This window comes from Prochlorococcus marinus CUG1438, from assembly GCA_017644325.1.
Lineage (GTDB): Bacteria > Cyanobacteriota > Cyanobacteriia > PCC-6307 > Cyanobiaceae > Prochlorococcus_A > Prochlorococcus_A marinus_AA.
Genome location: JAEPLS010000002.1, coordinates 174119 through 188305, shown reverse-complemented (window position 1 = coordinate 188305; position 14187 = coordinate 174119). Strand labels below are relative to the sequence as shown.

Below are 14187 nucleotides of genomic sequence, written 5' to 3'. Positions count from 1 at the left end.
TTATCTATATATGTCGAATATTGATTTAAAAAGAAGAACAAAAATAGTAGCAACAATTGGCCCTGCAACTCAATCTGAAGAAATAATTAAAGATTTAATTAAAGCGGGAGTAACAACATTCAGATTAAATTTCTCACATGGAGATCATAAAGATCATGCTGCGAGAATTAAAACTATAAGGGAAGTATCAAAAAAATTAGATATAGATATTGGAATATTGCAAGATCTTCAAGGACCTAAAATAAGATTAGGGCGTTTTAAAGATGGTCCAGTAAAAGTTAAAAAAGGTGATAAATTTACCCTCACGTCGAATGAAGTCGAATGTTCAAATACTATTGCAAATGTAACTTACGACAAACTTTCTCAAGAAGTTAGCGAAGGAAAAAGAATACTTTTAGATGATGGTAAAATTGAAATGACTGTAGAAAAGGTTGATAGAGACGCTAATCTTTTAGAGTGTCTGGTTACTGTAGGGGGGGTTCTTTCTAATAATAAGGGTGTTAATTTCCCAGATGTTCAATTATCAGTGAAAGCATTAACAGAAAAAGATAAGGAGGATTTGAAATTTGGTTTATCTGAAGGGGTTGATTGGATAGCACTAAGTTTCGTGAGAAATCCATCCGATATAAATGAGATAAAAGATTTGATAAACAAAAATGGGCATTCAACACCAGTAGTCGCAAAAATAGAAAAATTCGAAGCTATTGATCAAATAGATACAGTATTACCTCTATGTGATGGGGTTATGGTTGCAAGAGGTGATTTAGGTGTAGAAATGCCTGCTGAAGAAGTTCCTCTTTTACAAAAGGAATTAATAAGAAAAGCTAATTCATTAGGTATTCCAATAATTACAGCGACTCAAATGCTTGATTCTATGGCTTCTAATCCAAGGCCAACTAGGGCCGAAGTCAGTGATGTTGCAAATGCAATTCTGGATGGAACAGATGCAGTAATGCTTTCAAACGAAACTGCTGTTGGCGATTATCCTGTCGAGGCAGTAGAAACGATGGCAACTATAGCAAGAAGAATAGAAAGGGATTATCCACTTAAAGCTATTGAAAGCCACTTACCTAGTACGATCCCAAATGCTATTAGTGCAGCTGTAAGTAATATAGCAAGACAACTTGATGCAGGAGCTATAATCCCATTAACAAAATCAGGTTCTACCGCTCGAAATGTAAGTAAGTTCAGACCACCAACACCTATCTTGGCAACTACTACAGAGAGGAGTGTAGCAAGGAGATTGCAACTTGTATGGGGAGTTACTCCCATAGTAGTTAAAAATGATGAAAGAACAGCAAAAACTTTTAGTTTAGCTATGCAGATTGCCCAGGAGATGGGAATCCTAAATCAAGGAGATTTAGTAGTTCAAACCGCAGGCACATTAACTGGCATTAGCGGCTCAACAGATCTAATAAAAGTTGGTTTAGTAAGAAAGATTGTATCAAGAGGAATTTCAATAGGGGAAATCGGTGTAACAGGTAAAGCAAGAATAATAAAAAGTAATCTTGATGTATCCCTAATTTGCCCAGGAGAAATATTATTCGTGCCGGTTGAATTAATGGAAAATATTCCACTTAGTAAAAATATTGGAGGTATTGTTACGAACCAAAATGTAAATGATGTTTACGCTTTGTTTAACAAAAATAATATAAAGATTTCTACGATTTGTAATTTAGATAATATTACTAATCATCAGATTAGTAATGGTGATCTTATTACATTGCAGCTTAATGAAGGTGTTATATACATGGGACAAATTGAAGATGATGATGAAACAATAGACAAGTATAAATATGTCTAGAAATATCTCAGTAAAAGAAGCCTTAGGAATGGCTACAAAAACATTAGTATCAAACAAATTAAGAAGTTCATTGACAATGCTAGGGATAATAATAGGAAATGCATCAGTTATTACACTTGTTGGACTTGGAAGAGGTGCTCAAACATTAGCAAAAAACCAATTAAGTAATTTAGGTGCAAATGTTTTATTCATTGTTCCTGGAAATAATGACACAAGAAGAAGAGGTATTTCATTTCCTAAAAATCTAGTTTTAGAAGATGCTGTAGCAATAAGTAATCAAGTCCCAACAGTTAAAAAAGTTGCTCCTCAAATTTCTGCTAATGAAATAGTGCAATCAAATTCTAAAAGCCTAAATATATCAATTGCAGGAGTTACACCAGAGTTTGTTGATGTAAGAAGCTTTGAAGTTGATAAGGGTAGATTTTTATCAAAAAGTGATGTTAATAGTGCCAGAAGTTATGTAGTAATAGGACCTGATCTTAAAGACGAATTTTTTAAGGATAAATCCTCGTCACTTGGGGAAAAAATCAGAATTAAAGATCATACTTATGAAATTATCGGAATATTAAAACCAAAAGGTGCTGTATTTGGAAGTAATCAAGACAAAAATGCCTATATTCCACTAACAACTATGGTAAATAGAATTACTGGGAAAGATCCAACATATGGTGTAAGTTTAAGCTTCATTAGTGTTGAAGCGATAAATAAAAATGCAACCAGCGCTGCAAAATTTCAAATTACTAATTTATTAAGACAAAGGCATAAAATAATAAGAGATGATGACTTTGCAGTTAGATCTCAAGAAGATGCATTAAATATAGTAACTAACATAACAAGTGGGCTAACATTTCTATTGGCAGGTATAGGAGCAGTTTCATTAGTGGTTGGAGGTATAGGAATCATGAATATAATGTTGGTTTCTGTTAGTGAAAGAACAGAAGAGATAGGTCTAAGAAAAGCAATTGGAGCTAAACAATCAGATATATTAATTCAATTTTTAATTGAAGCATTGATTTTATCTACAATTGGAGGATTAATAGGTACAACAAGCGGATTGTCTGGAGTTTTTCTTTTATCCCTGATAACACCACTTCCTGCATCTGTTGGGATTACAACAACTGTATCCACCATGATCATCTCAGGATCAATAGGTTTGATATTTGGCGTTTTACCAGCGAAAAGAGCTTCTAAGTTAGATCCAATTGTTGCATTAAGAAGTTTATAAAAAGTTTTTATCATCATGCTCAATTTTTATAAATTAATTGAGATACTAATATGCCTTCAATCATTAATAATATCAACAATGCTCCCTGTCTTTATTCCATTTTCATCTATTAATAATTCTTTTACTAACTTAGAGATGCCTATAACATTGCAAATTCCTACAATAGTTTCTCTAACACTTATTTTTAATAAAAAAGTTGTTTTAAGAGCATTTGCTATATATATTTTTTTTGGGTTATTTATAGCCCCAGTTTTTCATCAAGGAGGTTCAATAGGTTATTTGCTTACTCCTAATTTTGGTTATTTATTGGGAATATTTCCATTAATAATAATAATCGATAATTTAAATATGAATAACAAAATAAATATTTTTAACTTTTTAATAAATGGATTTTTAGCTATTCTTTCTATGCATTTGACAGGAATATTTTATAACTTTATACAATTATTATTTTACAATCAATTTAATACAGTTCTTTACAATTTTGGGAAATATTCTGTAGGTAAAATTGGATATCATTTAATTATGCTTGTTCCTCTAATATTACTTATTAAGCCAATAAAGTATTTAAAATATAATAAATAATGAATTACGAGTCACAAAAAAAAATATATTTTTTATTTATAACGTTTTTAATTGTGCTTATAGATCAATTTACGAAATATTTTATTTCTCATAATTATAAAGTTTTAGTAAATACTAATTATATTTTATTCAAATTAGATTTTGTAAGGAATTTTGGCGCGGCATTTAACCTATTCAGTGGCAGTAGAATTTTTTTATCTATAATAAGTATTATTTTTTCATTAATACTTTTATTTCTAATATTAAGAAAACAATCAGTTAATCCATTAGAAATCTATTCTTATAGTTTTATTCTTGGTGGGACTATTGGTAATGGAATTGATAGAGTATTAAATGGTTTTGTAATAGACTTTATAAATTTAAATATAATAAATTTTCCAGTATTTAACATCGCCGATATCTCAATAAATATTGGTTTTATATTATTCCTTTATAGTGTTTTTAAAAGTAATAGTTGATATGAATTACTTAAAATTAAAATACCTTAAATATTTTATTTTCTGTATAACTATATATCTTCTGTTTACTATATTAATTAGGTTATTAAATTTTTATACTCTTTTACTCCTAGTATTTTTAATCTACATTTTATATATTCTTGATAAGAAATTATTTAAGAGAATTGTTTATAAAATTTTTTACACCAATAAAAAATATCCACATTCAATCAAAAATACTTATGGAGCTGCGAAGACAAGTTTGGATAGCATCGATAAAATAAATAGAAAAATTAGCGATAAAGTTAATTTTGAATTGCTTAATTACGAAAAAAACAAACTTGAATCACAATTGAAAACGGGAGATTATAAAGTTACACTTTTTGGAGCAGGTTCCTCTGGAAAAACATCAATAGCGCGATCTTTATTAAAAAATATTATCGGACAAACATCTGCAAAGATTGGTACAACAAAGCAAATAAATAGTTATAAAATTCGTATTCCAATTTTAAAAAGAAATATTAGCATAATTGATACTCCCGGATTGTTTGAACCATCTAACTTAGGAGAACAGCGAGAAAAATTGACAATTTTAGAAGCTTCAAATTCTGATTTGATTCTCTTTGTATTAGACCAGGATATTAATAAATACGAAAATTATTTGATTGAGGAATTATTAAAAATAGGAAAAAAAATTATTATAGTTTTAAATAAATGTGATCTAAGGTCTAGAGATGATAATAACCTCATTAAAAAAAATATAATTTCTATTACTTCCGCAAGAAAAAATAATATTTCAGTTGTACAAACAATCGCGATCCCACAATCATCTCATCACCAAAAATCAGATACCATATTTATAGGTCCAGACGTGGGAAGTTTATTTAGAGAAATTGTAGAAACACTATATGCTAGTGGAGAAGAGTTGTTAGCCGATAATATACTCTTTCGTTCAAATAAATTAGGTATTAAAAGTAAAAATTTTATACAGGAACAGAGATATTTAATCTCAAATAAAATAATTAATAAATATATGTGGATAACAGGAGGAGTAATACTAGTTAATCCTTTACCTGCTTTAGATTTTCTTACTACTACCTCAGTGAACGTGCAAATGATATTAGAATTATCCAAAATATATGAAATTAAACTTACAAAAAACAATGCTAAGGATTTATCTAAATCACTTATAAGTACATTGGCTAAATTAGGTATTTTAAAAGGTGGTCTGGCAATTATTTCTCCAGTTTTAGCCACAAGCTTTACTAAAATTATCATATCTAAGTCAATACAATCCATTACAGCGGCTTGGTTATTTAGGATAGTAGGTCTTAGTTTGATTGAATATTTTAAAAATGGTCAGAATTGGGGAGATGGCGGTATTCAAGAAGTGGTAGATAAGATCTATAAACTTAGTACCAGAGAGGAATTTTTAACAAATTTCGTCAAAGAAGCTATTTCTAAAATAGAAATCACAAAAATTTTGAAATCAGAAAATAGATTGCCTCCATCTTCTATGTAATGTTTGATAAATAATCATTAAGAATAGTTCTAAAATCAAAAATAGTTATAAAAAGTAAGTACGCAATACAAATGGCAATAGATATAAATCCTGTTATTAAAGCAATAATTTTAGGTCTGCCGGTGGTCATGGATAATCATTTAAAAGATTTATTAATTCTTTTATATGAGATTCTTTTGTATTGTAATTTCCCATTACAACTCTTAAAAAATATTTATCTTTAAATTTTGGTCTAGAAAGCATAAAATTCTTTTTCTTTAATTCATTAATTTTATTTTGTGTCCAAGCTTCTGACTCTTTTGAAGTAAGACCCTGCGGGATGAATGAAGCTATGTGTAATGGACCAGAATATATATCAAACTTATCTTTATTTATATTTTTAATGAAATACTTATTTTTGTTTATTGACGATCCTAATATATCCTCTATTCCTTTCATACCTAGAAATCTTAATCCAAGCCAAAGTTTTATAACTTCTGCAGGTCTAGAACCTTGTATACCTATTTCTCCTCTGTTGATAATGTTTTCTTTAGATGATATGTAGGGTAGTCCAGTAGAAAAAGTTTTTCCCAATGTACTCATATTTGATACCAATAACAGGGAGGAGGTCTTTGTAATACCTAATATTTTTTGTGGATTAATTGTTATTGAATTAGCTTCTTTAATATAATTTAAACCTTCTATGGGAATAGAAGTTATTGCAAAAATCCCTCCAATGGAGCCATCGATATGTAACCATATTTTCCTAAATCTGCATATTTCACTTATATCTTTAATTGGATCAATTGATCCTCTGATAGTTGTTCCTAGAGTAGCAACAATAGCAAAGATTTTTTTATTTTCTAATGAACATTTATCTATTTTATTTATGAGGTTGTCTACGTCCATACGACCTTTATTATCAGTTTTTACCCTTACAAGATTTTTTTCATCGAGACCCATAATTTTTATACACTTTATAAAAGAAGAATGTGCATCTTCGCTAACTAAAAGTACAGAACATGGGTCAGATCCTAAACCAGCAGTATTTCTAGCTGCTATTAGTGCATTTAAATTACTCAATGTACCTCCACTAGCCGCTATACCTCCAGACGATTCATTAAAACCTATTTTCATTGCAAACCATTTGCATAATGATTCCTCTAGCAAAGTTACACTTGGGGATAACTCGTAAGCAAGAAGATTATTATTTAAACCAGCAGCAATTAAGTCTCCTAAAATAGAAAAAATTAATGGTGGGGGATCAAGGTGAGCTAATGATCCAGGATGTACTGGATTAAAAGAATTATTCAAAAGAGATTCAATCTCAGAGAACAAATCTTCTGCAGAGTTACCATCTTCTTGAGGCATATTGCACTTAAAATTTTCATCAAAAGGTAAAGGACCATTTTTATCGGCTTTACTGAACCATTCACAAAGAGTTCGACTTACCCCATTAAGTAGAGTAATCAATCTGTCATTAGTCCCTAGATAAGATGGGAAATATATATCTTTATTATTAATTAAATCTTCAGTCATCAGATAAAATATCTATTAATAAGTCTATTCTCAATATTGTTAAATGAGATATATTTTTGAAAATGGAAATAGTAATAATGAACAAAAAATAGAAACAAATAATTCAAAATACATTTCGTGGATGAAATCAATATTAAGGAGATCAGAAGAAATTGGAAAAATTGAGTTACCAATCTGTTCAATAATATTAGATGAGAGGGGAAGATGTATTGGAAGAGGGGTAAACAAAAGAAATAATAATAAAGACCCATTAGGTCATGCAGAGATAATGGCACTTAGACAGGCATCTCTGATAAAAAATGATTGGAGATTTAATGAATGTACTCTTATCACAAATTTAGAACCTTGTACTATGTGTTCTTCTGCTCTTATTCAAGCGAGGATGGGTAAAGTTGTTTTTGGGGCCTTCGATAAGAAAAGAGGTGGATTGGGGGGTTCAATTGATTTATCAAGACATGAGAGTGCTCATCATAAAATGAAAATAATTGGAGGGATTTTAGAAGAGGAATGTAGTCAAATTTTACAGATTTGGTTTAAAGAGTTGAGGACTCAAAAATAGAAAATTTCTTTAGCTCAGTATCAAAAAGGTTTAATAATCTATCAACATTTTCCTGACTTGAATTAAAACCCATTAGTCCTACGCGCCAAACCTTCCCTGATAATTCTCCAAGTCCATTTCCTATTTCTATTCCAAAGTTTGTTAAAAGATGATTTCTAAAACCATCTCCATCAACTGCTGGAGGTATTTTAACTGTTGTTAATGTTGGCAGTCTATATTCCTCTGATACATGTAATTCCATCCCAAGACTTTCTAAACCATTCCATAGTTTCCTTGCATTATTGTTATGCCTGTTCCAAACATTATCTAAACCTTCATTCGCAATTAAACGCAAACCTTCACGTATAGCAAAATTCATATTTACTGGAGCTGTATGATGATAAACACGATCAGAACCCCAATACTTATTTAAGAGTGATAAATCTAAATACCAATTAGGAACTTTGGTTGTCCTTGCACTTAGCTTTTCTTCTGCTCTCTTATTCATGGTAAATGGGCTTAATCCTGGTGGACAACTTAAACCCTTCTGGCTACAACTATATGCTAGATCAATTTTCCATTCATCAACCAATAATTCAATAGCACCGAGTGATGTAACCGCATCAACTAAAAATAAGCAGTTATTTTCTCTGCAAACATCACCTATCCCATCAAGAGGTTGAAGTACTCCACTGGATGTCTCAGCGTGGACAATTGCAAATATAGCGGGTTTTTTAGTCTCTATTTCATTTTTAATTTCTTCGTAAGAAAAAGCTTCGCCCCAAGGTTTTTCCATAACGGAAACCTGAGCTTTATATCTATTTGCCATATCAACTAGTCTGTCTCCAAAATATCCTTTTTTAGCTATTAGAATCTTTTCGCCTTCTTCAATAAAATTAGCAATTGAAGCTTCCATAGCAGCACTGCCTGTACCACTCATTGGAAGAGTAAGTTTATTATTGCATTGCCAAGTATATCTGAGAAGTTGCTGTACATCCGACATCAATGAAATATATGCTTCATCTAGATGACCAATTGGATTTAGTGATAAAGCTTTTAATACCTCAGGATGTGCATTTGATGGGCCAGGCCCTAATAAAAGTCTTGAGGGAACATAAGTCTTTGAGAAATGAGATAAATTCTCTTCATTTAGAGCCGAAATAAGTTTTGCTTCTGTCAAAGCATTACATCCAATTACTTTTAAAGTAAACTAATATCTCCACATAAGCGATATTTTTTTAAGGAAATTAATTCAATTTAAATATTTAAGTAAACAATTATTAAACTTATAATTCGAAACACTAAAAGAATTCATCTAGTCTTTAAAAAAGTTACGGTTGATACAAAACATGACTCACCAAGTTATTAATTTCATATAAGGTATTACAAAAGTTATGTCTAAGTCTCCACAAGATGTTTTAAGTCAAATTAAAGACGAAGGAATTGAACTCATCGATTTGAAATTCACAGATATTCATGGTAAATGGCAACATTTAACTCTTACTTCAGACATGATAGAAGAGGATTCATTTACGGAGGGCTTAGCATTTGACGGTTCATCAATAAGAGGTTGGAAAGCAATCAATGCCTCTGATATGTCAATGGTTCCTGATGCAAGTACAGCCTGGATAGACCCTTTTTATAAGCATAAAACTCTTAGTATGATTTGCTCCATACAAGAACCTAGGAGTGGCGAGCCATATGATAGATGTCCCAGATCGTTAGCTCAAAAGGCACTAAAATACCTGGAATCTACGGGTATTGCTGATACTGCATTTTTTGGACCCGAACCCGAATTTTTCTTGTTTGATGATGTCAGATATGACTCAAAAGAGGGTTCTTGCTTTTATAGTGTAGATACTATAGAAGCTCCATGGAATACTGGGAGAGTAGAAGAAGGAGGAAATTTAGGATACAAAATCCAATATAAGGAGGGTTATTTCCCTGTTGCGCCTAATGATACAGCACAAGATATAAGATCAGAAATGCTTTTACTCATGGGTCAATTAGGTATTCCTACAGAAAAACATCACCATGAAGTTGCAGGAGCTGGACAACACGAGCTTGGAATGAAATTTGATTCCTTAATAAATTCAGCTGACAATGTAATGACATATAAATATGTCGTGAGAAATGTTGCGAAAAAATATGGAAAAACTGCAACATTTATGCCTAAGCCAGTATTTAATGATAATGGAACTGGAATGCATGTACATCAGAGTTTATGGAAGAGTGGACAGCCATTGTTCTTTGGTGAAGGTGCTTATGCAAATTTATCTCAAACAGCTAGATGGTATATCGGAGGCATACTTAAACATGCCCCTTCATTCCTTGCATTCACTAATCCAACAACAAATAGTTATAAAAGATTGGTCCCAGGATTTGAAGCTCCTGTAAATTTAGTTTATTCTGAGGGTAATAGATCTGCTGCTGTCAGAATTCCCTTAACTGGTCCTAGCCCTAAAGCTAAAAGATTAGAATTTAGATCAGGCGACGCACTCGCAAACCCATATTTAGCTTTCTCCGTAATGATGCTTGCTGGTATTGATGGAATAAAAAATCAAATAGATCCAGGCGATGGGGTAGATGTTGATTTATTCGAACTTCCAGCAGACGAACTTGCCAAAATTGATACAGTACCTTCATCACTCAATGATTCACTCAATGCATTAAAAGCAGATAAAGATTATTTATTAGCCGGTGGTGTATTTACTGAAGATTTTATTGATAATTTTATCGATATCAAATACGAAGAGGTACAACAATTAAGACAGAGACCTCATCCACATGAATTCTTCATGTATTATGACGCATAATTAAAAAAACCTTTATTTAGACAATTCAATTTGAGAATTATCACAAAATATTCTCAAATTGATTTTTTTTTTGTTGGAATATATATACATATAACAAAAAATGGCCAGGGAATCATTTTCAAAAATTGCATATAAAACTCTCCAACAGAGTAAAAGCATAGCGGGATTTGCCCATAAGCAAATTAGTTCAAGGTTGATGAATTTTATTCTGCCCGATTCTAATCTTGAAAATTTTGAAATAGATAAGGATCTTCTCTTACAAATTCAAAATTCAATGGATGACTTAAGAGAAGAAGATTGGAATGATGCTGAAAAAAATATTTATCCGAAAAAATTATTATTTGACGAGCCTTGGCTCAGATATTTGACTCAATATCCAAAAATTTGGCTTGATATGCCTAATACATGGGATAGACGCAGAAAACAAAATTTTGATGATCTCCCTAAATCGGTAGAAAAAGCTAATTATCCCAAATATTACTTGAGAAATTTTCATCATCAAACAGACGGTTATTTATCAGATTTTTCCGCTAGTATTTATGACCTACAAGTTGAGATACTTTTTAATGGAAGTGCTGATTCAATGAGGAGGAGAATAATTAAACCATTAAAAAAAGGTCTCCAGAATTTTGGCGATAGAAAAAAAAGTTCCATTAAAATACTTGATGTAGCTACAGGTTCAGGGAGAACATTAAAACAATTAAGGGCGGCATTCCCAAAAGAAAAAATTATAGGTATTGATTTATCAGATTCATACTTGAAAGAGGCAAGTAGATATATTTCAGAATTAGATGGGGATTTAATCGAGTTAATGAAAGGTAATGCTGAAGAATTACCATTTGAAAATGATAGCTTTCAATCCATTTCTTGTGTTTACTTATTTCATGAATTACCAAGAACAATTAGAGCTAAAGTATTAAATGAATTTTTTAGAGTTCTTGAACCAGGAGGAACATTAGTGTTAGCTGACTCAATTCAAATAAGCGATTCACCTGACTTTACATCCATCATGGAGAACTTTTATAAAACTTTTCATGAACCCTTTTATTGTGATTACATAAAAGAAGATATAGATTCTAAAATTGAAGAGGTAGGTTTTAAAGATGTAAAATCAAATTCTTTTTTCATGACCAAAATATGGTCTGCTACAAAATAATTAAAAATTTCTATGACCAATTGGGATAAAGATACCATAAAGCTAGTACAGAATCTTAATGATAAATTGAAAATTGATCATTTAGACTGGCATAAAGATAAAGGAAATAAACATAAAAGAGCTGCAGAACTTTTTTCGGCAGGGTTATGTCAATTGATTATTTCCTGTAATGAGAAAGAAACAATTGAGTATATTAAAGAAGGTATTAAATGGCTAGAAGAAATTAACGTTGATCAACCTTGTCCTAGTAAAAATCATCTTTTCAAAGCTAATTGAAGCCTATTACCTTTACTGCTCCATCTAATATCATCAAAACATTCGTTAATAATATATAAGCCACGTCCATTTACACTGTTAATTTTTTTCGGTAATTTGAAATTTCTTTTTTTTGATTCTAAACCATTACCTTGGTCCTGAATTTGCCAAACACACCAATTAGGAGTAATTATTCTTCTTACTCTAATACTTTTCTTAGGATCTAATTTATTTCCATGTTTTACTGCGTTAACAAGAGCTTCATGTAATCCAAGTTTAATAAGATAGTTCGATTGGGATTTCTTAATTGGTTCTAATAATTGATCTACAAATTCATTTAGTTGTAATGAAGATTCAAACTCGTAATTTGACCAGTTAATTCTTGGCTTCCTAAAAAATTTTTTTAAAATATTTTTGCCCCGAAATAAGGACATAATAATATTTTGTTACTTATTTAATTTTAACTTATTAGATACCTCATTTAAAGAATATTTTTATGTCTTTTAGCTATAGCAGGATGTCTTAATATTGAGTCCATTAATCTTACTCCTCTCAGTTGATTTACTAATGGCATATGCCCATCAGGGGCATCCAATGACCAGCAAAAAGATCCTGGATATCTAGTCCATAATCCCTCTTTTTTCCATCCTATTTTAGGCCACATTAATTCATATTTTTTTCCTACTGATTTTAATATCTTTGCTTGGATTGAGAATCCAAATCTTCCAGTAGAATAAATTGTCCATAATCTATCTAATGTTTGAAGATCATTACATGGCATATTCTTAACCTCACTATAGAAAACATATCCACGTTTTACAGCAAGTTTTCCTGCTAGTTGTCGCAAATATGAACTTGTTAATCTATCTGCTTCTTCAAATTTTTGCTCGACTAAGTTCAATTGTAAATCTTTATAATTAATATCAATATCTGAATAAGTATTAAACCAATTATTGAAATTATTGTTATCAAAAAATTCAGGCTTATATTTTTTTAAAACTTGTAACAACCAACCAGCAGCCCAGTCATCTCCATTCCTATCAAAGATTTCAAATAAATTTGGACCAAGTTTATAAATATTTTCGAATTCAGATTCTATTTGCTTTAATAAATTTATTCTTTTCCTTTGATTGGAATCTACAAATTTTTTTATCAGGTCTAATGTAGATTTATTATAGTTATCTTGTTCTTTGTTATTCATTTTAAAAAATCAATCAAAAATAAAAACTATCCATGCATTTCAAAAGAAAAGAACTAGAGAAATTTAGAAGTTTTAAAGGACCACTTATAGATGTTAGGAGCCCAGGTGAATATTATAAAGGACACATGCCTAATTCTATTAACATTCCATTATTTGATAATGATGAGAGATCAATAATTGGGACGATTTATAAAAAACAAGGAAGAAAAAATGCTGTAATTGAAGGTTTAAAAATTTTTGAAAAAAAATTGGAATCACTTCTTGATGATTTATTTATGAATATTGACTCTTTTAATAATATTTCTGAAAATAGAAATAAAGAACTTTGCATAAGAATATATTGTTCTAGAGGCGGTATGCGTTCACAAAGTATAGCCTGGTTACTAGATAGTTTTAAATTAAATCTCGTTACACTTAATGGAGGTTACAAAATATATAGAAGATGGGTATTAGATAGTTTTTCTAAAAAGTTGAACATTGTAGTGATTGGGGGAAAAACAGGAACAGGTAAAACAAGATTATTATCATTACTTGAGAAACATAAATATCAAACTATTGATCTTGAAGGATATGCTTGTCATAGAGGGAGTACATTTGGAGGTTTAGGAATGAATGAACAACCCTCAAATGAACAATTCGAAAATATAATTGCAGAAAAAATAAATTCTTTTAAATTATCTAATAATATTTTTGTAGAAGCCGAAAGTGCAAATATCGGTAAATGCAAAATCCCGCATGAATTTTTCTATCAGATGAAAAATTCAAGAAGAATTGAAATTTTAAGGAGCGAGTCTAACAGATTAGATGAATTAATAGATACTTATAGCGTTTATAAAAAAGAGGAACTTAAAGAATCTGTATTAAGGATAAAAAAAAGATTAGGACCACAAAGAACAAAAATTGCTCTTGAATCAATTAATAATGAGAAATGGGAATTAGTTTGCAGATCAGTCTTAGATTATTACGATAAATGTTATGAATATGAAAAGGTTGGCAAAACAAATATTAAGTTTTTGGATTTAACAGACATAAAATATGATGAAAGGATCTTAGAGTTACTAAATAATGTTTTATAAAATAATTACAAACGAATCTGAAAAATATTTCCTAATATAAAAAATTATTAGATG

General features: G+C 30.4%; 14 protein-coding genes. 10 read left to right on the top strand and 4 right to left on the bottom strand.

The annotated features are described in order from the left end of the window. Nucleotides 1–10 precede the first annotated feature (10 nt). From pyk to JJ847_06950, 5 genes are read left to right on the top strand one after another with little or no spacing between them, the layout of a single operon-like run. Nucleotides 11–1804 carry a pyruvate kinase gene (gene pyk / locus JJ847_06970; protein ID MBO6960626.1) on the top strand — a complete coding sequence of 598 codons (1794 nt, stop codon included), beginning with the start codon at nucleotides 11–13 and terminating at the stop codon, nucleotides 1802–1804. Further along, on the top strand, nucleotides 1797–3029 hold the full coding sequence (locus JJ847_06965; protein MBO6960625.1) for an ABC transporter permease: 1233 nt from the start codon (nucleotides 1797–1799) through the stop codon (nucleotides 3027–3029). Before pyk ends, JJ847_06965 begins: the two co-directional genes overlap by 8 nt. A gap of 15 nt (nucleotides 3030–3044) precedes the next feature. Then, entirely contained in the window at nucleotides 3045–3614 is a 570-nt protein-coding gene (locus JJ847_06960; protein ID MBO6960624.1) for a biotin transporter BioY, read from the top strand. Continuing rightward, nucleotides 3614–4072 carry a signal peptidase II gene (locus JJ847_06955; GenBank protein MBO6960623.1) on the top strand — a complete coding sequence of 153 codons (459 nt, stop codon included), beginning with the start codon at nucleotides 3614–3616 and terminating at the stop codon, nucleotides 4070–4072. The genes JJ847_06960 and JJ847_06955 overlap by 1 nt, the downstream gene beginning before the upstream one ends. 1 nt (nucleotide 4073) lies before the next feature. After that, entirely contained in the window at nucleotides 4074–5573 is a 1500-nt protein-coding gene (locus JJ847_06950; protein MBO6960622.1) for a GTP-binding protein, read from the top strand. Nucleotides 5574–5699: 126 nt separating this feature from the next. On the opposite strand, the gene JJ847_06945 is transcribed toward JJ847_06950, so the two are convergent. After that, the gene (locus JJ847_06945; GenBank protein ID MBO6960621.1) at nucleotides 5700–7091 is read right to left on the bottom strand and encodes an aspartate aminotransferase family protein; all 1392 of its coding nucleotides are present in this window, start codon (nucleotides 7089–7091) and stop codon (nucleotides 5700–5702) included. A 43-nt stretch (nucleotides 7092–7134) separates the two neighbouring features. On the opposite strand from JJ847_06945, the gene JJ847_06940 reads away from it, so the two are divergent. Beyond that, nucleotides 7135–7650, top strand: coding sequence for a nucleoside deaminase (locus JJ847_06940; protein ID MBO6960620.1), 516 nt, complete (start codon nucleotides 7135–7137; stop codon nucleotides 7648–7650). Here the strand turns inward: JJ847_06940 and JJ847_06935 are convergent. After that, the gene (locus JJ847_06935) at nucleotides 7625–8809 is read right to left on the bottom strand and encodes an alanine--glyoxylate aminotransferase family protein (protein ID MBO6960619.1); all 1185 of its coding nucleotides are present in this window, start codon (nucleotides 8807–8809) and stop codon (nucleotides 7625–7627) included. The two genes, JJ847_06940 and JJ847_06935, sit on opposite strands and share 26 nt — an antisense overlap. A gap of 214 nt (nucleotides 8810–9023) precedes the next feature. Between JJ847_06935 and glnA the strand changes: the two genes are divergently transcribed. The 3 genes from glnA (at nucleotide 9024) to JJ847_06920 (ending at nucleotide 11877) form a co-directional block, all read left to right on the top strand. Next, nucleotides 9024–10445 carry a type I glutamate--ammonia ligase gene (gene glnA, locus JJ847_06930; GenBank protein ID MBO6960618.1) on the top strand — a complete coding sequence of 474 codons (1422 nt, stop codon included), beginning with the start codon at nucleotides 9024–9026 and terminating at the stop codon, nucleotides 10443–10445. Nucleotides 10446–10545: 100 nt separating this feature from the next. Then, on the top strand, nucleotides 10546–11601 hold the full coding sequence (locus JJ847_06925; protein ID MBO6960617.1) for a methyltransferase domain-containing protein: 1056 nt from the start codon (nucleotides 10546–10548) through the stop codon (nucleotides 11599–11601). A gap of 12 nt (nucleotides 11602–11613) precedes the next feature. Then, nucleotides 11614–11877, top strand: a complete 264-nt coding sequence (locus JJ847_06920) for a hypothetical protein (protein ID MBO6960616.1) — start codon at nucleotides 11614–11616, stop codon at nucleotides 11875–11877. Here JJ847_06920 and JJ847_06915 read toward each other — a convergent pair. Beyond that, nucleotides 11856–12290, bottom strand: a complete 435-nt coding sequence (locus JJ847_06915) for an ATP-binding protein (protein MBO6960615.1) — start codon at nucleotides 12288–12290, stop codon at nucleotides 11856–11858. The two genes, JJ847_06920 and JJ847_06915, sit on opposite strands and share 22 nt — an antisense overlap. Nucleotides 12291–12337: 47 nt before the next feature. Continuing rightward, nucleotides 12338–13057, bottom strand: a complete 720-nt coding sequence (locus JJ847_06910; GenBank protein ID MBO6960614.1) for a GUN4 domain-containing protein — start codon at nucleotides 13055–13057, stop codon at nucleotides 12338–12340. A 32-nt stretch (nucleotides 13058–13089) separates the two neighbouring features. Between JJ847_06910 and mnmH the strand changes: the two genes are divergently transcribed. Further along, nucleotides 13090–14133, top strand: a complete 1044-nt coding sequence (gene mnmH, locus JJ847_06905) for a tRNA 2-selenouridine(34) synthase MnmH (GenBank protein MBO6960613.1) — start codon at nucleotides 13090–13092, stop codon at nucleotides 14131–14133. Nucleotides 14134–14187 lie beyond the last annotated feature (54 nt).